Consider the following 26,318-nt stretch of genomic DNA (forward strand, 5'->3'; position numbering starts at 1 on the left):
GGAAGGGGCGCCCCTGGGGAAGCGGTCAGGAGTACCAGGTGGGTTCGGGCAGTTCGCCCTCCAGAACCCAGCGGCCGACCTCGCGCCGCTTGTACGCGACAGGGTCGTGGAGCGTGTGGGTGCGGACATTGCGCCAGAACCGGTCCAGGCCCTCGGAGGAGGCGGTGGAACGGGCGCCCGTCACCTCGAAGATCCGCTGGGAGATCTCCAGGGACACGTCGGTGGCGCGGGCCTTGACGGCGGCGACCCGGACCTCGAAGTCGCCACGTGCCTTCTCCGTGACCGCGTCGGGGTCGTCGTGCAGTTTCTGGCCCTCGGCGGCGACGGCGTCGGCGAGGGCCTCGGCCGCCCAGAGCTTGGCGGTGAGGTCGCCGTAGACGTCGATGACGTACGGCTCGTCGACCGCGCGCTCATGGCCGCCGTGCAGCCAGGAGCGGGACTTCTCGCGGGTGTAGGTGGCCGCGGTCTCCAGCGCGCCGCCCGCGATGCCCAGGTAGAAGTTGACGAAGACCAGCTGGATGGTGGGGACGTTGAGGGTGTTGTAGACGCGCGGCTGGAACACCTTGTCGACATAGCCGGCGGCGGAGGACCACGGCGTGCGGACGCCGTCGAGGGTGACGCCGCCACTCTCGGTGAGGCGCTGGCCGATGTTGTCCCAGTCGTCGTGGAAGGTCAGGCCCTCGGAGTCGGAGGGCACGATGGCGAAGACATGCTGGTCGGTGCCTTCCAGAACGCCTTCGAGGACGGTGACGTCGGAGACCTTGCTGCCGGTGGAGAAGGTCTTGCGGCCGGTGTAGACGAGGTCGTCGCCGTCCTCGGTCACGACGACGTCCTTGTCGCGCGGGTTGACCGCGCCGCCGAAGAACCAGCGGTTGCGGCTGGCCTCGGCCTCCACGTGCTCCCACTGCTCCCGGGTGCCGACCAGGCGGGCGGCCCAGAACCACAGGTAGTGGTAGCCGAGGAGCTGGCCGATGGAGCCGTCGGCCTTGGCGATCTCGCGGACGACACGGTAGGCGGTGGGCCAGTCCTGGCCTGCGCCGCCGTGCTCGGTGGGGCCGAGCAGGGTGACGAGGCCGGCGTCCTTGAGGAGCTGGACCTCGGCGTAGGGGGTGGCACCGGCGCGGTCGCGCTCGGCGGCGTCGGTGGCGAGGACGGCGGCGGCCTCGGCAGCGCGGGCGATCCAGTCCTGGGCGGTTTCCGGGGCGGGGCGGGTCTGCCAGTGGGTGGGCGTGACGGTGCTCATGTGGATGACCTCTCTCGCGGCGGGCTCAGGCGTGGACGGACACGGACGCGGGCTCGGTGTCCGGGAGCTGGGCCTCCAGCTCGCGCACCAGCGGCAGCACCCGCCGGCCGAAGTACTCGACCTCCTCGTGGTAGTGCAGGAAGCCGAGGAGAAGCAGGTCGACGCCGAGTTTGCGGTACGCCACGATGCGCTCGGCGATCTGCTCGGGTGTGCCGATCAGACCGGTGCGGAAGCCGTCGTTGTACTGGACGAGGTCCTCGAAGGTGGAGTCCTGCCACATGCCCTTCTTGTCGGCGGTGGACTGGCCCGCCTGCTTCACGGCCGCGCCGAACCCCTCGACGGCCTCGCTGTCGGCCTTGGCGACGATCTCCCGCAGGGTGTCGCGGGCCTCGGCCTCGGTGTCCCGGGCGATGAGGAAGGCGTTGAGGCCGAACTTCGGTGCCGTGCGCCCGACTTCGGCGGCGGACTTGCGGACGTCGTCGAGCTGCTCGACGACCCCGTCGAAGTCCTTGCCGTTGGAGAAGTACCAGTCGGAGACCCGGCCGGCCATGGCACGGGCGGCGCTGGAGTTGCCGCCCTGGAAGATCTCCGGGTGCGGCCGCTCCTCGGTGTTGAGGGGCTTGGGCTTGAGGGAGAAGTCACGCAACCGGTAGAAGTCACCGGCCAGTTCGGCGTGGTCCTCGGTCCAGATGCTGCGCAGGGCGGTGATGAACTCCTCGGAGCGGCGGTACCGCTCGTCGTGCTCCAGCCAGGGCTCACCGAGGGCGGTGAACTCGCCCTTGAACCACCCCGACACGACGTTCACGGCGAAGCGGCCCTTGGACAGGTGGTCGGCGGTGGCGCCGAGCTTGGCGAGGACGCCGGGGTGCCACAGACCCGGGTGGACGGCGGCGATGACCTTCAGCCTCTCGGTGGCGAGCAGCAGGGCCAGGCTGAAGCTGGTCGACTCGTGCTGGTACTCGGCGCCGTAGCTGGCCATGTAGCGGACCTGGCTGAGGGCGTACTCGAAGCCGTTGTTCTCGGCGAGGACCGCGAGTTCGCGGTTGTAGTCGTACCCCCAGTCGGTGCGCTGTTCGATCTTGCTGGTGACGAGGCCTCCGCTGACGTTGGGGACCCAGTAGGCGAATTTCACGGGTGCGGGCATGCGGAACTCCTGGTGCGGAATGTTTTCGAGCACGCCGAATTCAGGGATGCGGTCAACAGACGCGCGGGCACGCCGAATTCAGGCGGGGAAAAGGGAAAACGCGGCGGATCGAAGAGGGTTGATCAGGCCGCGGCGCAACAGGAGGCGCTGGAGACGCGCGCGAGGTCGACATGGCGTCGCCGCGTGAGGTCCAGTCGCGTGTTCATGGCATCGATCGTGACAGCCGCCGCCGAGAGGCGTCAAGGAAATCCCGGCCGGTCTCGTATCGCGGACCAGCTATTTCACGAACGTGCGGTGGGGAACCCCTTGAACGTGCCGTGAATACGCGCGTATTCGCGGTTCACGCCGAAGGGAGCGGTGCGAAGGGCGCACCGGATCCGGTGGAGTGGCCGCGGCCGGGCGGACCCGTGGGCCGGCGCCCGGTGGCGGCCGTCCGTGTCAGTCCTCGTCACGCCCCGGGACGACCACGAGGAACGCGTCCGCCTGCAGATCCATCACGACGGTCGCGGGCTCCCCTTTGGCGCGGCGCTCCGCCGCGTACTCCTCCGCCGGCCATGATCCGCGAGGAGCTCCCGCTGGAAACCGCTCCAACACCTTCGCGCCCATAGTGGCCGACACCTCCAGCATCGAACTGCGACTCGAACCGTTCTCTCGTATCAGTGCGGCTTCCCGCGATGCGCGTGACCATGTACCCGCCTTCGCCCCTTCGTCTGTCGCCCGCTCGGCGCATCCGAACCGGGCCCCCGCGCGGAAGTGATCGGGAGGGGGCACCGAGACGAGGGACCGAGGGCCGATGGAGCGCGACGACACCCGAGAGGGACTGCACTGCCTGGTGACCGGCGCCACGGGGTACATCGGCGGCCGGCTCGTTCCGGAACTGCTCGTCGCGGGACACCGGGTGCGCTGCCTGGCCCGCTCCCCGGACCGGCTGCGCGACCATCCCTGGGCCAACCACGCCGAGGTGACGGGTGGCGACGTCACCGACGCCGAGGCCGTGGCCCGCGCCCTGGACGGTGTGGACGTGGCGTACTACCTGGTGCACGCGATGAGCTCCGGCAAGGACTTCGAGGCCACCGATCGCAGGGCCGCGCGGATCTTCGCCGAGCAGGCCCGGGCCGCGGGCGTGCGCCGGATCGTCCACCTCAGTGGGCTCACCCCCGCGGGCGTGCCCGAGGACGACCTGTCCCCGCATCTGCGCTCACGCGCCGAGGTGGCGCGCATCCTGCTGGCCTCCGGGGTGCCGACCACCGTTCTGCGGGCGGCCGTGGTCATCGGCTCGGGATCGGCCTCCTTCGAGATGCTGCGGTATCTGACCGAGCGCCTCCCCGTGATGGTCACGCCCAGCTGGGTGCACACCCGTATCCAGCCCGTGGCGGTCCGCGACGTGCTCGGCGCCCTCGTCGGCAGCGCCCGGATGCCGTCGGAGGTCAGCCGGGCCTTCGACGTCGGCGGACCCGAGGTGCTGACGTACCGGCAGATGATGCTCAGGTACGCGGCGGTCGCCGGGCTGCCGCGCCGCATCGTCCTTCCGCTGCCGGTCCTCACCCCCGGGCTCTCCAGCCACTGGGTGGGGCTGGTGACGCCGGTGCCCGCGTCCATCGCGCGGCCGCTCACCGAGTCGCTGCGGCACGAGGTGGTGTGCCACGAGCACGACATCGCCCGTTACGTCCCCGGAACCCCCGGCGGTCCGATCGGGTTCGACGACGCCGTACGACTGGCTCTGCAAAGGGTGCGGGAAGCGCGGGTCACCACCCGCTGGTCGTCCGCGTCGGTGCCCGGCGCCCCCAGCGACCCGCTGCCCACCGACCCCGACTGGGCCGGCGGAAGTCTCTACAGCGACCACCGGGAGCTCGACGTCGACGCCTCGCCCGAGGCGTTGTGGCGGGTCATCGAAGGCATCGGCGGTGAGAACGGCTGGTACTCCTTCCCGCTCGCGTGGGCGGTGCGGGGAGTGCTGGACCGGCTGGCGGGCGGGGTCGGGCTGCGCCGGGGGCGCCGGGACGCGGCGCGGCTGCGGGTCGGCGACTCGCTGGACTTCTGGCGGGTCGAGGAGATCGAACCCGGCAGGCTGCTGCGGCTGCGGGCCGAGATGCGCCTGCCGGGACTGGCCTGGCTGGAGATGAGGGCGAGCACCGGCGACGACGGCCGCACCCGCTACCGGCAGCGCGCCGTGTTCCATCCACGCGGTCTGCTCGGCCACGCCTACTGGTGGAGCGTGTCCCCCTTCCACGCGGTCGTGTTCGGCGGCATGGCCCGCAACATCGCGCGGGCCGCGGCGAGCACGCACGCGTCCGCACCGCATCGCGCTCCCGTTGTCTGAGCCTCCCGCCCGCCACCCGGCCCGTCGCCGCGACGGGAAACCGATCACCACCGGATCACGCGGATCCGCCCCACTCCCCGGAGTACGTGTCATGAGCATCTCGGTCGTCCTGTTCACCTGCGACCTGCGCCTGCACGACCATCCGCCGCTCACCGCGGCCCTCGACGGCACCGAGCAGGTCGTCCCGCTGTTCGTGCGGGACCGGGCCGTGGACATGGCCGGGTTCGCGGTGCCGAACCGGCTGGCGTTCCTCGCGGACTGTCTGCGCGATCTCGACGCCGGTCTGCGCGAGCGGGGCGGCCGCCTGGTCGTGCGCCACGGTGACCTCGTCGACCAGGTGTGCAAGGTCGCCGCCGAGGCGGACGCCGACGAGGTGCACATGGCATCCGACGTCAGCGCCCACGCGCACCGGCGGGAGGAACGGCTGCGGCGGGCCCTGGAGGCGGAGGGCGTACGTCTCCACGTCCACGACACGGTGACCACGGCCGTCGCTCCGGGCGCGGTGGTGCCGGGCTCCTCGGACCACTTCGCCGTCTTCACCCCCTACTTCCGGCACTGGTCGCAGGAGCGGCTGCGGGACCCGCTCGCGGCCCCGCGGACCGTGCGGGTCCCCGACTGGGTCGGATCCGAGCCGCTGCCGTCCCGCGCCGGATTGTCCGGCCTTTCGGCAGGACTCGCCGAGGGTGGCGAGGCGGAGGGCCGCAGGCGGTTCACGGCCTGGCTGCGCGGCGACATGGCCACGTACGAGGACGGCCACGACGACCTGGCCGGCGACGCGACCTCCCGGCTCTCCCCGCATCTGCACTTCGGCACCCTCTCCCCCGTCGAACTCGTCCACCGGGCGCGCCGGGTGGGCGGTCCGGGCGCCGAGGCCTTCGTCCGGCAGCTCTCCTGGCGTGACTTCCACCGGCAGGTGCTCGCGGCCCGCCCCGCCGTGGCCACCCTCGACTACCGCACCCAGCGCGACAGTTGGCGCTCCGAACAGGAGGCTCACGACGACGTCGAGGCGTGGCGGGAGGGCCGCACCGGCTACCCGGTCGTGGACGCGGCGATGCGTCAGCTGCGGCACGAGGGGTGGATGCACAACCGCGGCCGCCTGCTGACGGCGAGTTTCCTCGCCAAGACGCTGTACGTGGACTGGCGCGTGGGTGCCCGGCACTTCCTGGACCTGCTGGTCGACGGCGACGTGGCCAACAACCAGCTCAACTGGCAGTGGATGGCGGGTACCGGCACCGACTCCCGGCCCAACCGGGTCCTCAACCCGGTCACCCAGGCCAAGCGGTACGACCCCGACGGTGCCTACGTCCGCCGCTGGGTGCCCGAACTGGCCGCGCTGGAGGGGCCGGTGGTGCACGAGCCGTGGAAGCTGGGGGGTCTGGACCGTGCCGCCGTCGACTACCCGGATCCGATCATGGAACTGTCCGACGGGCTCGCCCGCTTCAGACGGGCCCGCGGCCGCGACTGAGTCCGTCCGGACCCGGGCCCATGGGCAGCGCACCCCCGACTACTTGACGCTGTACAGCCCGTCCAGGGTGTCCAGGGCGTCCCCGAGGGTGGTCGGCCGGAGCATTCCCTGGCTGGAGCGGCCGAGCCAGCCGGGTCCGCCGAGCATCACCAAGGGCCTCCTGCGCGCCCCCTTCACCCCCCACTGGGCTGCGGCCACGTGCCGGGCCAGCGGCAGGTCCGCCGAGGAGCGGGCCTGCGCCCACAGGACGACGGCGGCCGGGCCGAGCCGTTCGACCGCGGCCAGCAGCGCCTCGGCGGGTACGGCGGCCCCGAACATCCGGGCGGGCAGGTGCCGTTCGCCCAGCCCGGCGTTGAGCGCCTCCAGCGCCAGTGTGTGCTGCTCGCCGGGAACGCACGCCAGCACGACCGGACCGGGACCGGCGGCCTCGCCGTGGCGGGCCCGCGGATGGGTGCGGCGGCGCAGCGCGGTGGACATGTGCCAGGACAGCAGATGCTCGACCTCGATGTAACGGTCCCCGGACGAGGCCCACTTGCGGCCCACCGCGTGCAGCGTGGGCACCATCACCTCCTGCCAGGCCACGGTGAGGCCGTGGGTCTCGACGGCCGTGGCCAACTGCTCCTCCACGGCGGGTGCGTCGAGTCGTACGGCGGCGCGGGCGAGACCGCGGCACTCCTGGCGCACGTCGCCCAGGGGGAGCGTGCCCGCCGCCCTGGACCGGGGGCGGCTCGACGGTTCCGGGGCGCCCTCCGGTTGCGGGGAGCCCGGCTCCTTCGCAGCTCGCGCCGCCTCGGCGGGCGGCACCCCCGCGGACGTCAGCCGGCACATCGCCTCCAGAACGGCGACGTCCCGCGGGGCCCACCTGCGGTGCCGGCCGTCGGCGCGGACGGCGGGGCCGATGCCGTAGCGGCGGTCCCAGGAGCGCAGCGTGGTGGGCGACACCCCGAGCCGACGGGCCAGGGCCCCGGTGGTGAGGTTCGTCGCGAGGCCATGGGAGGACGCCTCCGGCCGCTCCCGGCTCTCTTCGCTGTCCGGATTGTCACGCATGGGCCGACTATACGACGCAGAACCGATGCAACTTGATGACCTTGTCCCGGGGCTCGGACGATGGCGGCTCGTCACACACCTGGGCCGGCGCGAGTTTCGGCATCCACCGGACCGTCCGTCCGTCGGAGCCGTCCACCGTGGCCGTACACCGCGAGGAGCCTCCGCCATGAACGCGCAGTCGAGCACCCTCCCGGTCGTGCCGTCGGACGCGGCAACCGGGGTGCACGGGTGGCACGCGTCCGAAGGTCCGCCTGCCGAAGCGGAGTTGGCGCGGGGCCTGGCGGCGGGTGACGAGGCGTGTCTGGCAGCGGCGTACCGCCGCTGGTCGCCGCTGGTGCTCACGCTGGCCCGGCGCTCACTGGGCGACGCGAAGGAGGCCGAGGACGTCACCCAGCAGGTGTTCATCGGCGTGTGGCACGGACGGCGGGGTTACCGCCCCGAGCGCGGCACACTCACCGGGTGGATCGTGGGCATCACCCGGCGCAAGATCGCCGACGCCCTGCTCGCGCGGACCCGCCGGTCCGATCTGGTCGCCGCGGCGGGTGCCCGTTTCGCGCTCGACGGACACACCGGCGACCGGACGGACGCGGCCCTGGACCGGGTCGTGGTCGGCGCCGAACTCGCCAAACTCCCCTCCGCCCAGCAGCGGGTGCTGCGTCTGACGTTCTACGAGGATCTGAGCCAGACCCAGATCGCCGAGTGCACGGGGTGGCCGTTGGGCACGGTCAAGAGCCATGCGCGGCGCGGCCTGTACAGACTGCGGCGCGGCCTCGAAGTCGCTTTCGACGCAGAAACGCCGCGTTGAGCGCTCCGAGACCGCGACGCTCCCAGCGGGACGGACATCCACCCAGCTACACATAAAGGGAAAATAAGAGCACACTGTACAGAGGCGGCGCTTACCGCAAACCGCACCAGACGCGGTCAGGCCTGTAAGTCAAAGGAGACGACCCATGGCCAACGTCTCGCCCACCAGAGGTGACATCACCAGCCACCCCGACGCCTCGGAAATGCGGGAACGCTACGCCCGCATGCTCGGCGGTCGCGATGTGGCGCTCGTGGACGGACCGGTGTTCCTGCTCGGTCTGTACTGCGCGGTGTCCCCCTGGATACTCCACTACACGACGAGCCAGCCCGCCCTCGTGACCCACAACCTCATCGTGGGCATCGCGATCGGACTGCTGGCCCTCGGGTTCACCCAGACCCCGGAGCGCATGTACGGCCTCAGCTGGGCCTTCTGCGCCGTCGGGATCTGGATGATCATCGCCCCCTGGGTCGTCGGCGACAGCCCCGACGCCGGTGTGGCACTGAACAACATCATCATCGGCGCCCTCGCTCTGGTCCTGGGGCTGATGTGCACCGTCACGGCGGCGAGGAGCGCCCCCAAGCCGTAGGAGAACCCGCGACCATGAGACGCGAGGGCCGGTCCACCACGTGCGGACCGGCCCTCGCGCATGGTCAGCGGCCCGGTACCGGCCAGGACTCCTGGGGCCGCCCGGTCAGTCCAGGAAGGCGCCCAGTTCCCGCCGCCGCGCGGCGACCCACGTCCACGCGGCCCGCACCTCGTCGACGGCCCCCTGCTCACGCAGCGCGGCCATGGCCGGTTCTCCCCGCAGCGCCGCCGCCTCGATCCCCCTCCAGCACCGGTCCTGCCACCACAGCACGGTGTCCAGCACCTCGTCCCGCCCGTCGAGGCCGTAGGCGTCGCAGATCAGCCGGATGCGGCGAGCGGTCTCCGGTACGTCGGTGATGTCCGGCCCCAGGCCGAGGTACTGCCAGCACACATGGGCGATGTCGTGGATCCGTGCACCCGGCGCGGCAAGGTCCCAGTCGATGAGGGCCACGGGCCGCCACCCGCCTTCGCCAACCCTGTACACGGTGTTCTTCGGTGCGAGGTCGTTGTGGCAGACGACGTCCTGGTCACCGGCGAGGGGCGTTCCGTGCGTCAGGTCGTGGAAGGCGCGGACGAGCCGGGCGACCTCCACGAGAGCCTCGTCGGAACGGGCAGCGGTGCGCTCCCGTTCGGTCACGGCGGCCCGTCCCTCGATGTAGCGGAAGATCTCCCGGCCCTGTTCGTCCGTGCCGAGGACCCGGGGCGCGATCTGCCTGCCGTCGCTCTCGAACAGCGCGAGCAACTCCCCCACGAATGCCGACCGCTGCGTCGGTGTGCGCCGCACGGTCGCTCCGATCCGGACGACTTCGTTGACCGCGCCGCCGCCGAGGACCCTCTCCGTCACCTGACCGCCCTCCCGGGGCAGGATCGCCCCATGGACATCGACGGAACCTTCGCCCTCGTCCCGCCCGTACGTCTCGAAGGCTACGGCGTCCGGCTCCGCGCGTGGGAGGACGCCGACCTCGCCGACCTGGTGGCGCTCTACGACGATCCCGAGATGGCCCGCTGGACCCCGGTGCCCTCCCCGTTCGACCTGGACGCGGCGCGCCGCTATCTCGCCGGGGCACGGGAGGGGCAGGCCGAGGGCCACAAGGTCCAGTTGGCCATCACCACGGACGGTGTCCTGCCCCGGGGCGAGGTCCTGATGTTCCGCAGCGGCTCGGACGAACGGGACCTGGAGCTCGCCTACGGTGTCGGCTCCGCCCACCGGGGACAGGGGCTGGCCGGGAGGGCGGTGCGGCTGGCGGCCGAGTACGCGGTCCGGGAGATCCGGCCACGCCGTGTGGTGCTGCGCATCGACGCAGCCAACGCTGCGAGCGAGGCGGTCGCCCGGTCCTGCGCCTTCGAGCCCGCGGACGAGCCGCAGGTCAGGAGGGCGTCACGGGACCGGGAGGCCGTCCTGCGGACGTGGCAGCTGCGCGCCTGAAACCCCGTGGCCCGGAGAGGACTTGGGCTGCCGCCATCGCCGTATGGGTCACTCGGAGGCGCGGCTCATCGGTGGACGGGCCGGAGTCGGCAGGACGACCGCGGACGCGCGTGCGCCCGCCGGCACGCTGCGCGTGGTGACCGACGGGCGCTCGGTGATCGACGTCGCGGACGGGGTGACGGCCGCGACCGGGCGGGTCCCGGTGCGGCTCAGCTGACGTTCAGGGCCGTGTCGTCGATGACGAACGACGTCTGGAGGGTGGAGCCCTCCGTGCCGGTGAACTTGAGGGTGACGGCCTGCCCCGCGTAGCTCGCCAGGCTGAAGCTGCGCTGGGTGTAGCCGGAGGCCGCGTTGAGGTTCGAGTACGTCGCCAGGGTGCCCAGGACCGTTCCCGAGCTGTTGAGCACCTGCACCTTGAGGGTGTCGTAGGCGGTGCTGGTGGTGGTCTCGGCGGTGTCGACGTGCAGGTAGAAGCTGAGCGTGGCCGTGGTGCACGCCGACGGCACGGTCACCGACTGGGACAGGGTGTCGGTGCGCGCGGAGCCGTAGCCGTCCAGCCAGGCGTAGTAGGAGCCGGTGCGCGCGGACTCGCTGCCGGAGTTGGTGATCACCCCGCTGCTCGCGGCCCAGGTCGAACTGCCGGACTCGAAGCCGTTGTTGCCGAGGAGCTGGGCGGCTGTGCAGGTGGAACCGCCGCCCCCGCCACCGCCGCTGCTGCTCCCGCCGGTCAGCCACTCGGTGGCGTTGAGGGCGAGAGCCGCGTTGGTGGCGCCGGTGTCGTTCCAGCCGTCGTAGAGGGTGTTGCCGGACTGGCCGGTGCCGTCGTCGATGGGTGAGCTGTCGCCCCAGAAGGCGACGCGGCCGCTGCCGAAGGTGCTCGTGGCGAAGAAGGCGCCGGTGTTGCCGGAGTAACCGGAGCGGTAGACCAGGCCCTTGACACTGGAGTTGTCGGCGGGCTTCAGGGTGACCGTGGTGCCGTCGGCGATCAGGCTCTTGGTGACGGTGCCGAAGGAGCCGTGCAGCACGGGGTCGCTGCTGTCGCTGATGGCGGCCGGATAGCCGGAACTGATGTCGAGCGAGTCGATGGAGAAGCCGAACGGGTCGGTGGAGTCGACGCTGTTGTTGGTCATCAGGTCGTTGAGGATCTCGACCGCGTCCTCGCCGTCGTTGTTGCGGTCGGCGCCGGTGTGGTCGGAGACCATGAAGAGGCCGCCGCCGTTCTTCACGAAGGTCATGATCGCCGTCTTCTCGGCGGCCGTGAAGAGCGTGTTGGGCTCGGGCAGGACCAGGGTGTCGAAGTTCGACAGGTCGGTTGCCGAGGAGCCGCCGTACGTAAGGGCGCTGGTCGAGGTCTTGAGGCTGTAGGCGCCGGTCTTCTGGAGGGCCACGCCCCAGGAGGAGAGGGCGCCGGTCCAGTCGGTCTCGGCGGAGGGCGAGGAGTCCTGCCCGGTGGGGTCGGGCTGGCTGGTCGAGATGATCCAGTCCGCGTTGCCGGCCGTCTCGGCGTGGGCGTTGTCGAAGAGGACACGGTGCGGGGTGGCAGCGGCGGCGGGGGTGGCCTGCACGGCGACGCCCGTGGCGGCCAGGGTGAGTCCGGCGAGTACCGCGCCGAATCTGCAGCGGGGTCCGGTAGATCCGAGCATCCGGCATACCTCCGTGAGGAGTTGGGGAAGGGTGATGCGGGGACGGGAACTACGCGCATAGATACACGACTAATTTGAACGGTACATGACACCAAGAAAGCTGAACAGAACATTCCGGTCCACCCGCCGAGGATTGACCGGGTATTGACCGACAGCAGGACAAGAGTCGGACTGTCCCCGCCTCCAGCGGGCACCAGCACTACACGAAGGTCAACGAAGAAGGGGCGGAGATGGAGATCTCGGGCATCATCAGTGCCATCGTCATCGGCATCATCATCGGTGTCCTGGGTCGGCTGGTGGTCCCCGGCCGTCAGCGGATCGGGATCCTGTGGACCATCGCGGTCGGCATCGTGGCCGCGCTCATCGGTGCGGCGATCGCCAGTGCCCTTGACGTGGCCGACACCAACGGCATCGACTGGATCGAGTGGCTCATCCAGATCGGTCTCGCCGCGATAGGCGTGGTGGCTCTGGACCGGGCGAAGGCTCGTCGCTGACGGTCGAACGGTAAACAGCGCGACCCCGGCAGGGGCGAAGAGGGCGGTGCGCCGGAATTTCCGGCGCACCGTCGCGCGTCCGGGCCCAGGCCGCAAATCCCGTTGCGGGCGTCGGAGCGCGGCGGCAGGCTGCAACCACCGCCCGACCCGCCTCCCCGACGGAGACCCGCTTGTCGCTCCACATCACCCCGCTCGCCGATCCCGGACCCGCCGTCTCCAGCCGCCGCCTCGCCTGGCTGGCCTCCGGGGACGACGGGGTACCGCTCGGGTCCGCCTTCCTGCGGCTGTTCACCAAGGAGGGCCAGGAGCACCTCGCCGAGCTGGAACTCGCCGTGCACAGCGCCGAGCGTCGGCAGGGCGTCGGGACCCGGCTCCTGGAGGCCGCCGTGGACGCGGCGAAGGCGGAGCGCAGGCGGTCGGTGATCGCCCAGGCCGTCCAGGGCGCCCCCGCCGACCCGTTCCTGGCCGCGCGGGGATTCCGGCAGGTGCTGACCCTCGTCCACGCCCGGCTCCCACTGGCCGGCCTGGACCGGGCCGCGCTCGACACCATGGCCGAACTGCCGCACCCCGGCTACCGGTTGACCGAGTGGGAGGGCACCGTGCCACCACAGTTGGCGCGGTCGTTCGCCGACTCACGGCGCGCGATGGACGACATGCCGATGGACGGCACGGACTTCGGCACGGTCGTCTGGGACGTGGACCGGGTGGTCGCGGCGGCCGAGGCTGTCGCCCGGCGAGGTGAGCTGCTGCACACCGTGGCCGCCGTGGACGCGGCGGACGGCAGCGTGGTCGGATTCTCCGAACTGGTCTTCCCCGGCGACGGCTTGGGCGACGGACAGCACTACGGCACCGCCGTACTCCCCGGACACCGGGGCCACGGCCTGGCCCGCTGGATGAAGGCCGCAGGCATCCGCCACGCCCGTGAACGGCACCCTGAACTCGCCGGGTTGCGCACCGACACCGCGGACGGCAACGCGCCGATGCGCGCTGTCAACGACGCCCTCGGATACGTACCGACGCACACGGCCGTGGAGTACCAGCTCGACCTGTGATCACCGGGCGTCACGGCTGGACGGGCGTCCAGCAGTCCGTAGCGCGGTGCGGCGAGCGGGCGTAGCTGGCATCGCGAGGCAGGCGGGAGGGTGACGACGGGCCCTAGGGCCGGTACACGTGCGGCTGCGTGATCGTCAGCGGTTCGAAGCCGAGGCGTTCCAGGATGGGGCGGCTTGTGGGCATCGCGTCGACCTGGAGATAGCGGTAGCCGCGCTCCACGGCGGCGCGGGCGCGGTGGGCGACCAAGGCGCGGTAGATGCCGCGGCCGCGCCAGCCCTCGACGGTGCCGCCGCCCCACAGGCCGGCGAAGCGGGTGCCGGGCACCAGTTCCATGCGAGCCGCGCTGACCGGCACGTCACCGGCGAGCGCGACCACCGCGACGACGGTGTCGGGATCGTCCTGCAGCCGGGCCTGCAGTTGGTGCCGCAGTCGGGTGCTGTCGGTGCCGAAGGCCTTCTCGTGCACGTCCGCCACCAGGTCGACGGCCGCCCGGTCGGTGACCGGAAGGAAGCGGATCCCCTCGGGCGCCTCGGCGTCCAGGGTGAGTCCGGCGACCTCGGCGATCATCAGGGTCTCCTCGGGCCCGGGGGTGAACCCGGCCGCCCTGAGCCGCTGTCCCAGATCGATGGGCAGATCATGGCCGTACAGCTTCCACTCGAACTCACGGCCGAGGTTCGTGTAGTGGGCGATCTGCTCGGCGATGGCCTTGTCGGCGCTCGCCTCGTCGAGATCGGACCAGACGACGCCGTTCCAGCCGTGCTCGGCACCGATCTGACGGACCACCCCGCCGACTCGCTCGACACGGGCGCCTGGGCCGTCCGGTTGTGCGCCTTCGCGCATGTCCCGGTCGTAGAGAGCGAGTACCGCAACATGATCCATGCGCTCACTTCATCACCCGGACGCCTCCGCGGCAATGGCGTTTACGGCCGTCCGGCCTCCGCGCGCACCGCCGCCAGGTAGGCGCTCAGCCGGTCGCGGTTGCGGGCCAGGCAGTCGATCCTGCTCTGGATGCGGTCGACGTGGGCCTCCAGGAGGGCGGCCGTGCGGGGTGTCAGGTGCTCGGGCGGCAGCAGGATCTCCTCCGGCCCGGACAGGTACGGCAGGATCGCGCGGATCATCTCGGTGGTCAGGCCCGAGTCCAGCAGCCCGCGGATCTGCTGGACGTCCCGGACCGTCGCCTCGCCGTAGTCGCGGTACCCGTTGTGGTTCCGCTCGGGGTGCAGGAGATCCTGCTCCTCGTAGTAGCGCAGCAGCCTGGTGGGGACTCCGGTGCGACGGGACAGTTCACCGATCCTCATGACACGCTCCAGGGTCGCCCTTGCCTTCACACTGGTGTGAAGGTCCGAGCATGGTCCCATGTCCACCACTTCCCTGGCCGAGGGCACAGCCCTGCCCACGCCCGCACCCCTGCCGTGGTCCGCCCTGCTGGCCCTGTCGACGGCGGCCTTCACGGCCGTGCTGACCGAACTGCTGCCCGCGGGGCTGCTGCCCCGCATGGCTCCGGCGCTGGGTGTCTCCGAGGCCCGGGTGGGCTTCCTCGTCACCGGGTACGCGGGGGCGTCCTTCGCCGCCGCGATACCCCTCACGGCGTTGCTGCGCGGGCTGCCGCGCCGGACGGTGCTCGTCGGCGCGCTGCTCGGCTTCGCGCTGAGCAACGCGGTGGTGGCGCTGTCCTCGTCGTACGCCCTGACGTTCGCGGCACGGCTGGTGGCCGGGGGCATGGGCGGGACGCTCTGGGCGATGCTCGCCGGGTACGCGGCGCGGATGGTGCCGGCCGACCGGCGCGGCCGGGCGATCGCGATCGTGCTCGCCGGGATCACCCTCGCACTGTCCCTGGGTGTCCCCGCCGGGACGCTGCTGGCCGGGGCTGTGGGCTGGCGGGCGGCGTTCGGGGTACTGGCGGGGCTCGCGGTGCTGCTGGTGGGCTGGGTGAGGTGGCGGGTGCCCGCCTTTCCCGGTGAGGCGCCGGAGGCACGCGTGCCGCTCGTCCGGGTAGCCGCGCTGCCGGGGATTCCGGCCGTCCTGTCCGTCACGCTGTTCCTGCTGGTGGGGCACCAGGTGATGTACACCTACGTGGCCCCGTTCGCGGCGCATGCCGGCTTCGGTCGTACGGGGCTTGTGCTGCTGGTGTTCGGGGCGGCGACGGTGGTGGGGATCTGGATCACGGGGGTGCTGGTGGACGGGCATCTGCGGGCGGCGCTTCTGGGCGCGCTGGGGCTGTGCGCGGCCGTGATGCTCGCGCTGGGCCTGGCTGCCGGGGTACCCGGGATCCTGCTGGTCTCGGTCGCCCTCTGGGGGCTCGCCTTCGGGGGTGCGCCGACGCTCATCCAGACGGCGTTGGTGGACGCCTCGGGTCCTGAACGGGCGGACGTGGCCACGTCGTTGCAGACCACGGTGTACAACGCGGGGATCGCCGCGGGTTCACTGACCGGCGGTGTCGTGCTGGAGGACGCAGGCGCCGGGGCGCTGCCGTGGACCGCGCTGCCACTGCTCGTGCTCGCCCTGGCCGTGGTCGTGGTCGCCCGCCGTGACGCGTTCCCGATGCGACGCGGGGGCTCGGTGACACCGTGAACAGTTGCCGGGACATCGCGGCGCTCTCGGCGGAGCGCTCAGGCTCGTTGCGAGGAGGACGTATCCCATGGTCGTGAAGGACACCGAACTGCCGTATCTGCGCCGCTGCGTGGAGCTGGCGACCGAGGCGCTGGAAGCCGGGGACGAGCCGTTCGGTTCCGTCCTGGTGGACGCGGGCGGTGAGATCCTCGCCGAGGACCACAACCGTGTGGCCTCCGGCGACCGCACCCGGCATCCCGAGTTCGAGTTGGCCCGCTGGGCGGCGGCGCACATGACACCCCCGGAACGCGCGGCGGCGACGGTGTACACCTCCGGCGAGCACTGTCCGATGTGCGCGGCCGCGCATGCCTGGGTGGGTCTGGGACGCATCGTGTACGTCGCCTCGTCCGAGCAACTGACCGAGTGGCTGGGCCAGTTGGGCGTCCCGGCCCCACCGGTACGGGCCCTGCCGGTCAACGAGGTCGCCCCCGGGGTGATCGTGGAGGGCCCGGTCCCCGGGTTGACGGACGCCGTACGGCAGTTGCACCACCGGTTCCACCGGCGCTGACATCCGCTCTCCCGGGAGGCGGGGCGTCGTACGGCGGAGGCCCCGCCGGCCGATGTCCGGGAGGGCCTTCCGTCGTCCGTCAGCGCATCGCCCGCGGGCGGGAGCGGCGGTAGACCGCCGCTCCGCCGAGGACCAGCGCGGCACTGCCCAGCGCGGCGGGCAGGACGGGGTCCGCACCCGTGTGGGCGAGGGCGGCCCCGAGGTCCGGCGGCAGGGGCACGGCCTGTTCGGGGCCAGGCCCGTGCTTCGGCGGAGTGCCGGGCGTGGGGTTCGTCGGCCGGTCGGGGGTGGTGGGTGCGTCGGGGAGGTCCCCGGAGGTGTTCACGGAGTCGTTGCCGAAGGACGGGTTGCCGACGCCGACCGCGTTCACGGAGTTTCCGCTGACATTGACCGGCAGATGGACCGGGAGCCGCACCCCGTTGCCTGAGAGCAGACCTGGCGAGTCCGTCCCGTGGCCCTCAGCGCTCGCCCCGCCATGCACCGACCCGGCACGCGCCGCCGTGTCACCGCTCGCGGCCCGTTCACCGGACACCGCCCGGTCGTGGCCGCCGGAGTCCTCGTTGACGCAGGTGTTGCCCGCGGCGGGGTTCAGGAGCCCCACCACGTCGACGGTGTTCCCGCACACGTTCACCGGAACGTGCACCGGAAGCTGAACGGTGTTGCCGGAGATCAGCCCGGGCGAACCCGCCGCGACACCGTCGGCCGTACTGCCCCCACCGGCCGCGAACGCGGCGGACACCGGCATCGTCACGGCCATCGCCCCGGACGCGGCGACGACGGCGAGGAGACCGTTTCGGGTAACCCTTCTCATAGGTTGCCTGCCTTCCAGACATCGACGCGGGCACTCACCCGCACCGCGTAAAACGCGGGCGAACCATCGGAGTTATGGCTAATCGGCCTTTCACCCCATCGAGCGAAATGGTTGTCGAACTTCAGGCAAAACAGACTCATCGGCACCGAGCGGGCGAAGAGTAGGGCACGTTCCGTGATCCCGCTCGCGCGGAGGCGTGCCGTCAGAGGGCCGCTTATCGTGATCGAGGGCGCCGGTGATCCGGTCCGCTAGGGGCGTCCCTGGAGGAATCCATGCCGGCCAAGCTGTCGAGGGGGCAGTGCGCTCTCTTCGGAGCCATGGGGCTCGCCCTGCTCGGCGCCGGACTTCCCGCGACGGCCGCGGACGGCTCGGGGCCCGACCTGTCGCGCTTCTACCGGCAGCGGATCAGCTGGTCGAAGTGCGTGGGCATGGAGGCCCCCGACGACCTCCAGTGCGCGAAGGTCACCGTCCCCCTCGACTACGCGAAGCCCCGCGCGGGCACCCTCGACCTGGCCCTCGCCCGCTACCGGGCGGCGACCCGGCACAAGAGGGGCTCGGTACTGCTGAACTTCGGCGGTCCGGGCGGCGCCGGCGTGCCCGGGCTCGCGGCCGCAGGCGACGAGTTCATGGGCCTCACGGACGAGTACGACGTGGTGTCCTTCGATCCGCGAGGCGTGGGCCGGTCCTCCCCGGTCAGCTGCGGCGAGGGCACCGACGCGGCACTGGAGGCGACGGACGACGACACGGCCCTCACCGACAATCCGCGGGCCGTACTGGGTCGGTTGCGGAAGGCGGCCGACCAGTGCGCCAAGCACTCCGGGCCCGTGCTCCCCCACATCGGCACGGTGAACGCCGCGCGCGACCTGGACATCATGCGCCAGGCCCTGGGCGACAGGAAGCTCACCTACCTCGGCTTCTCCTACGGCACCAGGCTGGGCGCGGTGTACGCGGCCCGGTTCCCCGGGAAGGTGGGCCGGATGGTGCTCGACGGCGTCGACACACTCACCGAGCCGCTGGCCGAGCAGGGTGTGGCGGGTGCCGCCGGGCAGCAGACGGCCCTGGAGAACTTCGTCGACTGGTGCGTGAAGGACATCGCCTGTCCGTTCGGCACCGACGCGCGTGGCGCCCGGGAGCAGGTCGTACGACTCGTCGCCTCGCTGGACGAGGATCCGGTGCCGACGGGCTTCGGCCCCGACTTCACCGGCCAGGATCTCGTGGGCGCCATCGGCCAGGCCCTCTACAGCGAGGATCTGTGGCCCTCGCTGGAGCGGGCGCTCGCCGAACTGGTGGAGCAGGGCGACACGACGGGCGTCCTCGGCTTCGCGGGCGGCGGGTCCGGGTTCCTCGCCGCTGCGCGTTCGGCCGCCCCCACCACCGGTACCCCGTCCGACGACCCTACGGACAGCCCCCTGGCCGACGTGGAGGACGTGCCGCTCGACAACCTGGTGGCGGCGATGACGGCGGTGAACTGCGCGGACGACCCCGACCGCCCCGGCGCCGACCGGATCGGCAAGGACCTGGCCCGGCTGCGGGCCGCGTACGAGCAGGCGTCCCCGGTCTTCGGCCGCTACCGCCTCACCGAGTACCTGATGTGCTACGGCCGCCCGAAGGGCACCGACTACATCCGCGAGAAGGTGCGCGACGTCCACACTCCGAAGATGCTTCTCGTGGGCACCCGCGGGGACCCGGCGACGCCGTACCGGTGGACCGTGGAGACCGCGAAGCGTCTGGGCGGGTCGGCCGTGGTCCTCGACAACAGGGGCGAGGGACACACCGGTTACGGCTCCTCGAAGTGCGTGCACCGCAAGGTCGACGACTTCCTGCTCTACGGCAGCCTGCCGCCGAACGGCAGTTCCTGCGGGCCCGGACACGACGACTGACACCGGCCGGTGAGCCGGGCGCTAACCCTCCCAGTGCGCGAGCCGGTGCATGGCCGTGGCCGCCCCGGTGAAGCCGTCCTCGCCCAGCACCACCCGCAGTTCGGCGTTGAAGCGGTCGATCTCCGGCTGGGCGGCCCGCAGGGCGCCGACCCCCGCGTCGGTCAACTCCAGCACCACGGCCCGGTGTTCGTGCGGATGCGCGTCCTTGGCGACGAGGCCGGCCGCGGTCAGCCGCCCGATCAGTCCCGTCACGGCGGACTCGCGCAGTCCGGCCTTGGCGTACGCGTACACACCGGCGTCGAGATCCGGGCGGCGGACGGCCAGGTTCTGGAAGACGAAGGCCGGCATCAGCATGCCGAAACCGGCGACCGCCCACGCGATGAGCGCCCCGGCCACGCCCGTCTCCTGGGCGAACCGGCGGGGCAGCGAGAAGACCCCGGCGCCGACCATGGAACCCACGACCATGATGGTCAGGGTCGGCAGGCTCAGCTTCGCGGTGGCCGCGGGAGCCTCGGTCTCCGCGTCGTTCTTCGTCATGAGATCACCACATTAACAACGAAATACACCGAATGCCCGATCAAGTTGCCCCAAATGCCTGATCGGTGAATCAGTTCTATGGTGCTCTTATGGAGCACGCACTCAGCCCTGCGACCCTCTCCGAACTGCGCCGCCCGCGCGCCTATCCGGCGGTGTCCGTACTGACGCCGACACACCGCCGCGAACCCGAGAACGCCCAGGATCCGGTCCGGCTGCGCAATGTCGTGGCCGAGGCCAAGAAGCAGCTCGAAGCCGACCCGGCCGTCCCGCGGGAGCGGCGCATCGACGTCTCCCGGCAGCTCGACCAGGCGCTCGCCGAGATCGACCTGGCACACGTCGAGGACGGACTGGTGATCTTCGCCGCGCCGGGCGAGCACCAGGTGTGGTCGCTGGCCCGCGAAGTGCCGGAGCGGGTGGTGCTCTCGGACACCTTCCTCACCCGCAACCTCGTCTCCGCACAGGCCTCCGAGCGGCCGTTCTGGGTGCTGTCGGTCTCCGCGGACCACGTCACGCTGTGGAACGGCGGCGTCGACCGGGTCTCCGAGCACCGCGCCGGCGGCTTCCCGCTGTCCAGGAGCCGCGAGAACTTCGACGCCGAGCGCCAGGAGCGGATCGGCGATCTGCCGAGCACCTTCCGGGACGAGGGCACCCGGCACTTCCTGCGCGAGGCGGACTCCGCGCTGGGCAAGCTCCTGCACGAGGATCCGCGCCCGCTGTACGTCACCGGCGAGACCGCCGCGCTGTCCGCGCTGGACGATGTCGGCAGTGCCACCAGGAACGCGGTGCACGTCCCGCACGGCGGGCTCGCGCACGGCACCCCGGACGCGGTGTGGCAGGCGGTGCGGCCACTGGTCGCGGCGGAGGCCCGCAAGAGCACCGAAGCCGTGGCCCGGGAGCTCGAATCGGCGCGCGGACGGCGGGCGTTCGCGGCCGGCGTCGACGAGATCTGGCAGAGCGCCCGGGAGGGCCGACTGCGACTGCTTGCCGTCGAGGAGAACTACCGGGTGACGGTGCGCGACGGGGGCGGCGACCATCTGATGCCGGCCGACAGCGGTGACCTCGATGCCCGCGAGGACATCGTGGACGAGATCGTCGAACAGTGCCTGGAGACCGGTGCCGACGTCCGCTTCGTACCGGACGGCACCCTCGGCGGCGCCGACGGCATCGCGGGGGTCCTGCGGTACTGAACGGTGGCAGGGCGGACATCGGGGCGCCGAACGCCGCCCCGATGCTCAGCCGCCCAGCGCTCAAACGCTTCCGAAGAGCGCGCTGAGCCCCTGCTCGACGGCCTCGCCGAGGTCCTCCTCGCCGTCGCCGACCACGGCGTAGGTCCGCAGCAGGAAGCGGCGCAGGGTGGGTGTGTCGAACTGGAGGAGGGCGAGGCCGAACGGGGAGTGGAACTCGACGACGGTGGTGGCCCCGCCCCACGGCCACAGGTGCACGTCTCCGCCACCCGCCGGGCCGCTCAGCCCCTGCTCCAGCAGGGCTCGGGCGAAGGTCCAGGTCACCCCCCGCCCGTCCAGGGAGACTTCGGGCGGAAAGTCGACGCACACCGCCAGCGGGTCGGTTGAGCTGTAGCGCAGGGTGGCAGGGACAGGCAGTTCCTGGTTCTCCGCGGTGATCAGACGGGCGCGGGCCGGCTGCTCGAAGGTCGTGTCCATAGCGGTCTCCACTGCGGGCGAGAAGTCGGCCGGTTGTGCCGATGTGTAGGTACGACCTCGCAGGTGCCGTTTGCATTACGCCGGAGCGGGGGTGAATTTATGTGACCTGCGTCACAGCATGGGGTGCCGTCACCCTTCGGCGATCACCAACCCGTACACATCCACCACCACGCAACACCACGCCGGTCGCCGTGACCCCACCCCTCACCGCCGCGACCGCGATCCACACCCTCTGGCACGGCCCGATCCGCCTATGCCAAACTCCTTAGAACACAGGACCGTCGAACACACAAATGAACACCGGGCCGACCACCCCCACGACCCGTCAAGTCACGTACTGCGCCTACGACTTGAGATATCGAACGCCGTAGACGACATGCCCGGTACGACCGCTCCGTGAAGACTGTGGCATATGCCAGAAGCACCACCGTATCGTGTGCTGCCAAATCCCTTACAGCGCGTCGCGGCCTGTGCCACAGTCGTAACGGTCCCTCCGTCCCGCCTTGGTCGAACCGTCCCCGCATCGGAGTGCGTCATGTCGTCCCACCTCTCCGCGGACCGCCCAGCCGCCCAGCCGCCAGGACGCGGCTCGGTCGACGCGCTCATATCGCAGGCGCGACGGCTCAAGGGCAACGTGGACGCCGTGCGACGGGACGCACCCGGCGACGGTTCGGACCCCCAGGAGCGCTGGCAGCGCGCACTGTACGACCTCGCGCTCCATCAACTCAGCGATCTGGACGGCCACTTGGCTCAGCTGCGGGACGGGCCGCCACCCGTGCCGTCGAGGGCGGAGCCCGTCGAGCGAGCCGCGCCGCCCGCTCCCCGGCGAGGCTCGTTGCTCAGCCGGGTCGGCAGCGCGGAGTGGAACCTGCTGACGGACGAGGCGAGTTGGTCCGGGGAGCTGTACCAGATCCTTGGCCGCGACCGCACCGCTCCCCCGCTCACCCTCGACGAACTCCCCTCCCTCGTGCTCGACGAGGACCGGCCGAAGCTGACGGCCATGGTCACGGGCTGCCTGGTCGACGCCCAGCGCATGGACGGCGAGTTCCGTGTCGTGCGCCCGGACGGCGCGGTGCGCACCGTCCACATGATGGGCGAGCCCGTGCTGGCCGCCGACGGCAGCACCGCCTCGATGTGGGCCGTACTGCGGGACGTCAGCGAACTGCGGCGCAGCGAGCGGGTCGTGGGCGAGACCCGTGACTCGTTACAACGCCACAGGCAGCGCGCGCAGAGCGAACACCGGCTCGCGGTCGAGCTGCAGGAGGCCGTGCTGCCGCCGTGGCGCGGTTCCCTGCGGCTCCCGCACCAGGGCCCCGAGACCCTGGACCTGGCCGCCCACTACCTGCCGTCGTCGACGAGCGCCCTGATCGGCGGCGACTGGTACGACGCCCTCGAACTGGCCGACGGCGAGACCCTTCTCAGCGTCGGCGACCTCACCGGACACGGAGTCGCCGTGGCCTCGGGCATGGCGACCCTGCTGGGCGCCGTACGCGGCATGGCGATGGCCGGCACCCAGCCCGGCCAGTTGATGGCCCTGCTCAACCAGTTGCTCGACGCCACCGTGCAGCCGGCCCTCGGCAGCGCCGTTTGCTGCCGCTACCGGCCCGAGACCCGCACCCTGGTCTGGGCGCAGGCCGGGCACCCCGCCCCGCTGCTGTTCCGGGGCGGGACGGGGCGCAGGCTGAACTCCCCCGACGGCGTCCTCCTCGGCGCCACCTCCGGAGCCGTCTACGCGCAGGCCGAGGAGACCCTCGAACCGGGCGACGTACTCCTGCTGCACACGGACGGACTGGTGCCCGGGCACAGCGACGCCGCTGCCGTGAGCCGACTCCTGGACCTGGCCCCCCGTTTCGGCGGGGCGCGCACCGCCCAGGACTGTGTGCGGACAGTCGTGGAGGAGTTCGGTGAGACCGAACGCGCGGACGACGCATGCGTGCTCATCGCCAGGGTGGCTTCATAGAGGGGTACGGCACAGGAACCGGGCGTGCGAAGCCCCGCACCGGCAAGAGCCGTGTCTCGGCACGGTCCCCCTGTACCCGTGCTCACGTCCGTGCGCTGTTGCCGCCCCTTCCCTTCGGCTTCGGCAGCGCCAGCCTGATCTCCTCGCGCAGCTCGTTGATCTTCGGGTAGCCGGAGAACTCGGCGGTGAGCCGGTACATCTGGCGCAGCCTGTCCCAGGTGCGGTGGGAGGAGTTGGAGCCCATCGAGATCAGCGCCAACCGCGCGTACCGGTCCGCCTGTTCGGGGTCGTCGGCGATGAAGCAGGCCGAGGCCATCGACAGGAAGTCGAAGATCTTCGACCGCTGACGGCCGTCGACCCGCAGGGCGAGGGCCTTCTCCGCGTAGTGCTGGGCGTGCGCGGCGGCGCCGGGATCGTGCTCCGCCAGAGTGCGGTAGGCCAGGGCCTGCATGCCGTACAGGTCCTCCTCCTTGAAGGTCTGCATCCAGCTCGGCGGCGGGACGTCGCCCCGGTCGGAGACGAAGAGGTCCTCCGCCTGTCCGAGGGTGCGGCGCATGGCCTGGCCCTTGCCCATGGAGGCCTGTGCCCAGGCCTCGATGGTGTAGAGCATCGCCCTGGTGCGCGGCAGCACCTGTTCGCCGGAGCCGGACCGGGCGAGCTTCATCAGGTCGAGGGCGTCGTCGGGGCGGCCCAGGTGCACCATCTGACGGGCCGCCCTGGAGAGCGCCTCGCCGGCGCGGGGCCGGTCACCGCCCTCTCGCGCGGCATGGGCGGCGATGACGAAGTACTTCTGGGCCGTGGGTTCGAGGCCTACGTCGTGGGACATCCAGCCCGCGAGGACGGCCAGGTTGGCGGCGACGCCCCACAGGCGCCGCTGGAGATGGTCGGGGTGTCGGTAGGCGAGCATGCCGCCCACCTCGTTGAGCTGGCCCACGACCGCCTTGCGCTGAAGGCCGCCGCCGCGGGCCGCGTCCCAGGCCCGGAACACCTCGACCGAGCGCTCCAGTTCCTCGATCTCCTGCGACCCGATGGGGGCGGCCTCGTAACGGTCGTACCCGGCGGGGTCGGCGTGCAGGGGGTCGTGGAACTGGGGGGCATCGGCGGTGAGGGCCGGGTCGGTGTGCAGCCAGTCGTGCATGGCGCTGCTGAGTGCTGATCCCGCGGTGAGTGCGACGCCCGCACCCACCAAGCCGCGTCGGTTGAGCATGAGGTCCATTCCCGTGAATTCGGTGAGGACCGCGGCGGTCCGTTCGGGCGCCCACGGCACACCGTCGGGATGTTCAGCACTCCCGTCGCCCTGCCGTTTTCCCGTACGCCCGTGCCGGACCAGACCGAGGTCCTCCATGGTCACGACACGGCCGAGACGCTCGGTGAACAGAGCCGCCAACACCCGCGGCACCGGATCGCGTGGGATCTCCCCCATGTCGATCCAACGCCGCACCCGGGAGGTGTCGGTCGAGAGCTGGGGGTGGCCCATGGCCGCCGCCTGCCGGTTGACCAGCCTCGCGAGTTCACCCTTGGACCAGCCGGCCAGGCCGAACAGGTCCGAAAGTCGGGTGTTGGGTTGTCCGCTCACGTCAAGCCCCCAGGTTCTCGGCTGAGTTGACAGTAGCCCCGTGTCAGTTGCTCCGGGACTATTCGCCAGGGTTCGCCAGGGTGCGCCAGATGGTGTGCCACTGCACATCTGGTGTCAGGTAGGAACGCGCCACCCCGACCCGGTCGCCGTCCTGACAAGGCGGACGCATTCCCCAGGATGCGGCCGGGCGACCGGGCCGGGCAGCGCACTGCTTCTCCAGGCACAGCAGGCACACGAAGGGATCTGTCTCGCCCATGTACGCAGCATCGTCCTCCGTGTCCGCCCCGCCCCGGTCGCCGCATCTCCGTCCGGCGGGCGGCGGCCCCTACCTCGACCCCGCGCGGCCGACGGCCCCCGTACCGGGTACGGGCAGGGCACGGCGGCTTCCGGGGCTCGGCACCCAACCGCTCAGCGGGAGACTCGACTTGTCCGGCCCTCAGGGCGCCCAGCTGCGCACGGCGATCGCGTCGGTGCATCGGATCTGCCCGGAGTTCGCCCCGGTGCAGGTGCTGCGCCGCAGCGGACGCTCCGTGCTCCTGGTCGGCACGACGGGACGCAGCACGGCCGTCGCCAAGTGTTTACTCGACCACTCACCAGCATGGGCGGAGCGGATCCGGCACGAGATAGCGGCATACCGCTCGTTCGTCCGGCACCGGCCCCCGGTGCGCGTGCCCCGGCTGATCGCGGCGGACCCGGAGAACTGCACCCTGGTCATCGAGCGGATGCCCGGCCGGGTGGCGGCACTGCACCGGCACCCCGCAGAGGCTCCGCCGCGGGCGGACATCCGGGCCGCGCTCGGCGCGGTCTGCCGGCTCAACGCCTGGCGACCGCCGGCGGGCACCTTCGACGCCCCGCTCGACTACGCGGCCCGGATCTCCCGCTACCACGAGCTGGGTCTGCTGACCGACCGGGACATGGGCGACCTGCAGAAGCTGCTGCACGGCATCGCGCACTCGGCGGGCCGGCAGGGCATGGGTCAGTTCTGCCACGGCGACGCTCTGCTCTCGAACATCCTGCTCTCACCGGCCGGTCCAGTGCTGGTGGACTGGGAGCACGCGGGCTGGTATCTGCCGGGGTACGACCTGGCGACCCTGTGGTCGGTGCTCGGCGACGCCCCGGTGGCCCGCCGTCAGATCAGTCAGATCGCCCAGACGGCGGGCCCTGCCTCGCGGGACGCGTTCCTGGTGAACCTGATGCTCGTCCTGACCCGTGAGATCCGCACCTACGAGATGGCCGTGCAGCGTTCGATGCACGACTCGGCCCCGGTGGCACCGGGCCCGGCCCACCCGGGTGCCGCGCCGTCCGGCGAGGAACAGCGGCTGCTGCTGAGGCGGCTGCACGACGACTGCCAGCTGGCCCGTCGGGCCGTGCGTGCGGCGGTCGGCACTCGCTGACGGGGACGAAGGTCCGCGGAGCGCCCGGTGGAACGGCGCACCGCGGACCTTCGGCTGTGCGGCTCCTCCGCGCGGTTCCCGACAGCGGGACATTGGTGTACACCACTGACGCCCCGCAGGCCTGGAAGCAGCCGCCACGAAACTCCCGCCACCCCT

At 71.6% G+C, this 26,318-nt stretch carries 26 protein-coding genes and 1 pseudogene; 14 read left to right on the plus strand and 13 right to left on the minus strand.

Annotated features, from left to right (window positions below; all coding sequences use genetic code 11):
• Positions 1 to 25: 25 nt before the first annotated feature.
• The 4 genes from ACZ48Z_RS16655 to ACZ48Z_RS16670 form a co-directional block, all read right to left on the minus strand.
• On the minus strand, positions 26 to 1,243 hold the full coding sequence (locus tag ACZ48Z_RS16655; RefSeq protein WP_468736564.1) for an acyl-CoA dehydrogenase family protein: 1,218 nt from the start codon (positions 1,241 to 1,243) through the stop codon (positions 26 to 28).
• 25 nt (positions 1,244 to 1,268) lie between these two features.
• On the minus strand, positions 1,269 to 2,387 hold the full coding sequence (sfnG, locus tag ACZ48Z_RS16660) for a dimethylsulfone monooxygenase SfnG (RefSeq protein WP_468736565.1): 1,119 nt from the start codon (positions 2,385 to 2,387) through the stop codon (positions 1,269 to 1,271).
• A 122-nt stretch (positions 2,388 to 2,509) separates the two neighbouring features.
• On the minus strand, positions 2,510 to 2,593 hold the full coding sequence (locus ACZ48Z_RS16665; RefSeq protein WP_360339492.1) for a putative leader peptide: 84 nt from the start codon (positions 2,591 to 2,593) through the stop codon (positions 2,510 to 2,512).
• Positions 2,594 to 2,825: 232 nt separating this feature from the next.
• The gene (locus tag ACZ48Z_RS16670) at positions 2,826 to 3,014 is read right to left on the minus strand and encodes a hypothetical protein (RefSeq protein ID WP_468736566.1); all 189 of its coding nucleotides are present in this window, start codon (positions 3,012 to 3,014) and stop codon (positions 2,826 to 2,828) included.
• 166 nt (positions 3,015 to 3,180) lie between these two features.
• Between ACZ48Z_RS16670 and ACZ48Z_RS16675 the strand changes: the two genes are divergently transcribed.
• Both ACZ48Z_RS16675 and ACZ48Z_RS16680 read left to right on the plus strand, forming a co-directional pair.
• Positions 3,181 to 4,707 carry an SDR family oxidoreductase gene (locus ACZ48Z_RS16675; protein WP_468736567.1) on the plus strand — a complete coding sequence of 509 codons (1,527 nt, stop codon included), beginning with the start codon at positions 3,181 to 3,183 and terminating at the stop codon, positions 4,705 to 4,707.
• A gap of 91 nt (positions 4,708 to 4,798) precedes the next feature.
• Positions 4,799 to 6,172 carry a cryptochrome/photolyase family protein gene (locus ACZ48Z_RS16680; RefSeq protein ID WP_468736568.1) on the plus strand — a complete coding sequence of 458 codons (1,374 nt, stop codon included), beginning with the start codon at positions 4,799 to 4,801 and terminating at the stop codon, positions 6,170 to 6,172.
• Positions 6,173 to 6,211: 39 nt separating this feature from the next.
• Here the strand turns inward: ACZ48Z_RS16680 and ACZ48Z_RS16685 are convergent, their stop codons facing one another.
• Complete coding sequence (locus ACZ48Z_RS16685; RefSeq protein ID WP_468736569.1) at positions 6,212 to 7,219, minus strand: MerR family transcriptional regulator; 1,008 nt, start codon at positions 7,217 to 7,219, stop codon at positions 6,212 to 6,214.
• Positions 7,220 to 7,385: 166 nt separating this feature from the next.
• On the opposite strand from ACZ48Z_RS16685, the gene ACZ48Z_RS16690 reads away from it, so the two are divergent.
• A complete protein-coding gene (locus tag ACZ48Z_RS16690; RefSeq protein ID WP_468736570.1) occupies positions 7,386 to 8,024 on the plus strand; it encodes a sigma-70 family RNA polymerase sigma factor in 639 nt (212 codons plus the stop codon).
• Positions 8,025 to 8,169: 145 nt separating this feature from the next.
• On the plus strand, positions 8,170 to 8,610 hold the full coding sequence (locus tag ACZ48Z_RS16695) for an SPW repeat protein (protein WP_468736571.1): 441 nt from the start codon (positions 8,170 to 8,172) through the stop codon (positions 8,608 to 8,610).
• 105 nt (positions 8,611 to 8,715) lie between these two features.
• Here ACZ48Z_RS16695 and ACZ48Z_RS16700 read toward each other — a convergent pair whose 3' ends face one another.
• Positions 8,716 to 9,453 (minus strand): phosphotransferase, encoded by a 738-nt coding sequence (locus tag ACZ48Z_RS16700; protein WP_468736572.1) that lies wholly within the window; start codon positions 9,451 to 9,453, stop codon positions 8,716 to 8,718.
• 30 nt (positions 9,454 to 9,483) lie between these two features.
• Here ACZ48Z_RS16700 and ACZ48Z_RS16705 point away from each other — a divergent pair, with 30 nt between their 5' ends.
• Both ACZ48Z_RS16705 and ACZ48Z_RS16710 read left to right on the plus strand, forming a co-directional pair.
• Positions 9,484 to 10,035: a GNAT family N-acetyltransferase gene (locus tag ACZ48Z_RS16705; protein WP_468736573.1), complete on the plus strand. Its 552-nt coding sequence runs from the start codon at positions 9,484 to 9,486 to the stop codon at positions 10,033 to 10,035.
• A gap of 43 nt (positions 10,036 to 10,078) precedes the next feature.
• Positions 10,079 to 10,252: a hypothetical protein gene (locus ACZ48Z_RS16710; RefSeq protein WP_468736574.1), complete on the plus strand. Its 174-nt coding sequence runs from the start codon at positions 10,079 to 10,081 to the stop codon at positions 10,250 to 10,252.
• Here the strand turns inward: ACZ48Z_RS16710 and ACZ48Z_RS16715 are convergent.
• Positions 10,245 to 11,678 carry a hydrolase gene (locus ACZ48Z_RS16715; protein ID WP_468736575.1) on the minus strand — a complete coding sequence of 478 codons (1,434 nt, stop codon included), beginning with the start codon at positions 11,676 to 11,678 and terminating at the stop codon, positions 10,245 to 10,247. The genes ACZ48Z_RS16710 and ACZ48Z_RS16715 overlap by 8 nt on opposite strands.
• Before the next feature lie 230 nt (positions 11,679 to 11,908).
• Between ACZ48Z_RS16715 and ACZ48Z_RS16720 the strand changes: the two genes are divergently transcribed.
• Together ACZ48Z_RS16720 and ACZ48Z_RS16725 are read left to right on the plus strand one after the other, a co-directional pair.
• Positions 11,909 to 12,172: a GlsB/YeaQ/YmgE family stress response membrane protein gene (locus ACZ48Z_RS16720; RefSeq protein ID WP_468736576.1), complete on the plus strand. Its 264-nt coding sequence runs from the start codon at positions 11,909 to 11,911 to the stop codon at positions 12,170 to 12,172.
• A 170-nt stretch (positions 12,173 to 12,342) separates the two neighbouring features.
• Positions 12,343 to 13,224 (plus strand): GNAT family N-acetyltransferase, encoded by an 882-nt coding sequence (locus ACZ48Z_RS16725; protein WP_468736577.1) that lies wholly within the window; start codon positions 12,343 to 12,345, stop codon positions 13,222 to 13,224.
• Between the two features lie 103 nt (positions 13,225 to 13,327).
• Here ACZ48Z_RS16725 and ACZ48Z_RS16730 read toward each other — a convergent pair whose 3' ends face one another.
• Both ACZ48Z_RS16730 and ACZ48Z_RS16735 read right to left on the minus strand, forming a co-directional pair.
• Positions 13,328 to 14,104 (minus strand): GNAT family N-acetyltransferase, encoded by a 777-nt coding sequence (locus ACZ48Z_RS16730; RefSeq protein ID WP_468736578.1) that lies wholly within the window; start codon positions 14,102 to 14,104, stop codon positions 13,328 to 13,330.
• 41 nt (positions 14,105 to 14,145) lie between these two features.
• Positions 14,146 to 14,523 (minus strand): MerR family transcriptional regulator, encoded by a 378-nt coding sequence (locus ACZ48Z_RS16735; RefSeq protein ID WP_468736579.1) that lies wholly within the window; start codon positions 14,521 to 14,523, stop codon positions 14,146 to 14,148.
• A gap of 58 nt (positions 14,524 to 14,581) precedes the next feature.
• On the opposite strand from ACZ48Z_RS16735, the gene ACZ48Z_RS16740 reads away from it, so the two are divergent.
• Both ACZ48Z_RS16740 and ACZ48Z_RS16745 read left to right on the plus strand, forming a co-directional pair.
• The gene (locus ACZ48Z_RS16740) at positions 14,582 to 15,796 is read left to right on the plus strand and encodes an MFS transporter (RefSeq protein WP_468736580.1); all 1,215 of its coding nucleotides are present in this window, start codon (positions 14,582 to 14,584) and stop codon (positions 15,794 to 15,796) included.
• Positions 15,797 to 15,863: 67 nt separating this feature from the next.
• Entirely contained in the window at positions 15,864 to 16,343 is a 480-nt protein-coding gene (locus ACZ48Z_RS16745) for a nucleoside deaminase (RefSeq protein WP_468736581.1), read from the plus strand.
• A gap of 79 nt (positions 16,344 to 16,422) precedes the next feature.
• On the opposite strand, the gene ACZ48Z_RS16750 is transcribed toward ACZ48Z_RS16745, so the two are convergent.
• Positions 16,423 to 17,154: a chaplin gene (locus ACZ48Z_RS16750; RefSeq protein WP_468736582.1), complete on the minus strand. Its 732-nt coding sequence runs from the start codon at positions 17,152 to 17,154 to the stop codon at positions 16,423 to 16,425.
• Between the two features lie 272 nt (positions 17,155 to 17,426).
• Here ACZ48Z_RS16750 and ACZ48Z_RS16755 point away from each other — a divergent pair, with 272 nt between their 5' ends.
• A complete protein-coding gene (locus tag ACZ48Z_RS16755) occupies positions 17,427 to 19,034 on the plus strand; it encodes an alpha/beta hydrolase (RefSeq protein WP_468736583.1) in 1,608 nt (535 codons plus the stop codon).
• A 258-nt stretch (positions 19,035 to 19,292) separates the two neighbouring features.
• On the opposite strand, the pseudogene ACZ48Z_RS16760 reads toward ACZ48Z_RS16755, so the two are convergent.
• Positions 19,293 to 19,571 (minus strand): annotated as a pseudogene (locus ACZ48Z_RS16760) (amino acid permease); the annotation flags it as partial.
• A gap of 89 nt (positions 19,572 to 19,660) precedes the next feature.
• Between ACZ48Z_RS16760 and ACZ48Z_RS16765 the strand changes: the two are divergent.
• The gene (locus ACZ48Z_RS16765) at positions 19,661 to 20,758 is read left to right on the plus strand and encodes a baeRF3 domain-containing protein (protein WP_468736584.1); all 1,098 of its coding nucleotides are present in this window, start codon (positions 19,661 to 19,663) and stop codon (positions 20,756 to 20,758) included.
• Between the two features lie 60 nt (positions 20,759 to 20,818).
• Here ACZ48Z_RS16765 and ACZ48Z_RS16770 read toward each other — a convergent pair whose 3' ends face one another.
• Positions 20,819 to 21,232 carry an SsgA family sporulation/cell division regulator gene (locus tag ACZ48Z_RS16770; RefSeq protein WP_468736585.1) on the minus strand — a complete coding sequence of 138 codons (414 nt, stop codon included), beginning with the start codon at positions 21,230 to 21,232 and terminating at the stop codon, positions 20,819 to 20,821.
• 535 nt (positions 21,233 to 21,767) lie between these two features.
• On the opposite strand from ACZ48Z_RS16770, the gene ACZ48Z_RS16775 reads away from it, so the two are divergent.
• The gene (locus ACZ48Z_RS16775) at positions 21,768 to 23,192 is read left to right on the plus strand and encodes a PP2C family protein-serine/threonine phosphatase (protein ID WP_468736586.1); all 1,425 of its coding nucleotides are present in this window, start codon (positions 21,768 to 21,770) and stop codon (positions 23,190 to 23,192) included.
• Positions 23,193 to 23,274: 82 nt separating this feature from the next.
• Here ACZ48Z_RS16775 and ACZ48Z_RS16780 read toward each other — a convergent pair whose 3' ends face one another.
• Positions 23,275 to 24,768 (minus strand): DNA-binding protein NsdB, encoded by a 1,494-nt coding sequence (locus tag ACZ48Z_RS16780; protein ID WP_468736587.1) that lies wholly within the window; start codon positions 24,766 to 24,768, stop codon positions 23,275 to 23,277.
• A gap of 254 nt (positions 24,769 to 25,022) precedes the next feature.
• Here ACZ48Z_RS16780 and ACZ48Z_RS16785 point away from each other — a divergent pair, with 254 nt between their 5' ends.
• Positions 25,023 to 26,162, plus strand: coding sequence for an aminoglycoside phosphotransferase family protein (locus ACZ48Z_RS16785; RefSeq protein WP_468736588.1), 1,140 nt, complete (start codon positions 25,023 to 25,025; stop codon positions 26,160 to 26,162).
• Positions 26,163 to 26,318 lie beyond the last annotated feature (156 nt).

It is taken from the genome of Streptomyces sp. NPDC031225 (genome assembly GCF_055570355.1).

What these genes read in the sequence shown, in the direction of transcription:
- ACZ48Z_RS16655 (WP_468736564.1), bottom strand. Translation starts at nt 1,243, where the DNA reads ATGAGCACCGTCACGCCCACCCACTGGCAGACCCGCCCCGCCCCGGAA.
- sfnG (WP_468736565.1), bottom strand. Translation starts at nt 2,387, where the DNA reads ATGCCCGCACCCGTGAAATTCGCCTACTGGGTCCCCAACGTCAGCGGA.
- ACZ48Z_RS16665 (WP_360339492.1), bottom strand. Translation starts at nt 2,593, where the DNA reads ATGAACACGCGACTGGACCTCACGCGGCGACGCCATGTCGACCTCGCG.
- ACZ48Z_RS16670 (WP_468736566.1), bottom strand. Translation starts at nt 3,014, where the DNA reads ATGCTGGAGGTGTCGGCCACTATGGGCGCGAAGGTGTTGGAGCGGTTT.
- ACZ48Z_RS16675 (WP_468736567.1), top strand. Translation starts at nt 3,181, where the DNA reads ATGGAGCGCGACGACACCCGAGAGGGACTGCACTGCCTGGTGACCGGC.
- ACZ48Z_RS16680 (WP_468736568.1), top strand. Translation starts at nt 4,799, where the DNA reads ATGAGCATCTCGGTCGTCCTGTTCACCTGCGACCTGCGCCTGCACGAC.
- ACZ48Z_RS16685 (WP_468736569.1), bottom strand. Translation starts at nt 7,219, where the DNA reads ATGCGTGACAATCCGGACAGCGAAGAGAGCCGGGAGCGGCCGGAGGCG.
- ACZ48Z_RS16690 (WP_468736570.1), top strand. Translation starts at nt 7,386, where the DNA reads ATGAACGCGCAGTCGAGCACCCTCCCGGTCGTGCCGTCGGACGCGGCA.
- ACZ48Z_RS16695 (WP_468736571.1), top strand. Translation starts at nt 8,170, where the DNA reads ATGGCCAACGTCTCGCCCACCAGAGGTGACATCACCAGCCACCCCGAC.
- ACZ48Z_RS16705 (WP_468736573.1), top strand. Translation starts at nt 9,484, where the DNA reads ATGGACATCGACGGAACCTTCGCCCTCGTCCCGCCCGTACGTCTCGAA.
- ACZ48Z_RS16710 (WP_468736574.1), top strand. Translation starts at nt 10,079, where the DNA reads ATGGGTCACTCGGAGGCGCGGCTCATCGGTGGACGGGCCGGAGTCGGC.
- ACZ48Z_RS16715 (WP_468736575.1), bottom strand. Translation starts at nt 11,678, where the DNA reads ATGCTCGGATCTACCGGACCCCGCTGCAGATTCGGCGCGGTACTCGCC.
- ACZ48Z_RS16720 (WP_468736576.1), top strand. Translation starts at nt 11,909, where the DNA reads ATGGAGATCTCGGGCATCATCAGTGCCATCGTCATCGGCATCATCATC.
- ACZ48Z_RS16730 (WP_468736578.1), bottom strand. Translation starts at nt 14,104, where the DNA reads ATGGATCATGTTGCGGTACTCGCTCTCTACGACCGGGACATGCGCGAA.
- ACZ48Z_RS16735 (WP_468736579.1), bottom strand. Translation starts at nt 14,523, where the DNA reads ATGAGGATCGGTGAACTGTCCCGTCGCACCGGAGTCCCCACCAGGCTG.
- ACZ48Z_RS16740 (WP_468736580.1), top strand. Translation starts at nt 14,582, where the DNA reads ATGTCCACCACTTCCCTGGCCGAGGGCACAGCCCTGCCCACGCCCGCA.
- ACZ48Z_RS16745 (WP_468736581.1), top strand. Translation starts at nt 15,864, where the DNA reads ATGGTCGTGAAGGACACCGAACTGCCGTATCTGCGCCGCTGCGTGGAG.
- ACZ48Z_RS16750 (WP_468736582.1), bottom strand. Translation starts at nt 17,154, where the DNA reads ATGAGAAGGGTTACCCGAAACGGTCTCCTCGCCGTCGTCGCCGCGTCC.
- ACZ48Z_RS16755 (WP_468736583.1), top strand. Translation starts at nt 17,427, where the DNA reads ATGCCGGCCAAGCTGTCGAGGGGGCAGTGCGCTCTCTTCGGAGCCATG.
- ACZ48Z_RS16765 (WP_468736584.1), top strand. Translation starts at nt 19,661, where the DNA reads ATGGAGCACGCACTCAGCCCTGCGACCCTCTCCGAACTGCGCCGCCCG.
- ACZ48Z_RS16770 (WP_468736585.1), bottom strand. Translation starts at nt 21,232, where the DNA reads ATGGACACGACCTTCGAGCAGCCGGCCCGCGCCCGTCTGATCACCGCG.
- ACZ48Z_RS16775 (WP_468736586.1), top strand. Translation starts at nt 21,768, where the DNA reads ATGTCGTCCCACCTCTCCGCGGACCGCCCAGCCGCCCAGCCGCCAGGA.
- ACZ48Z_RS16785 (WP_468736588.1), top strand. Translation starts at nt 25,023, where the DNA reads ATGTACGCAGCATCGTCCTCCGTGTCCGCCCCGCCCCGGTCGCCGCAT.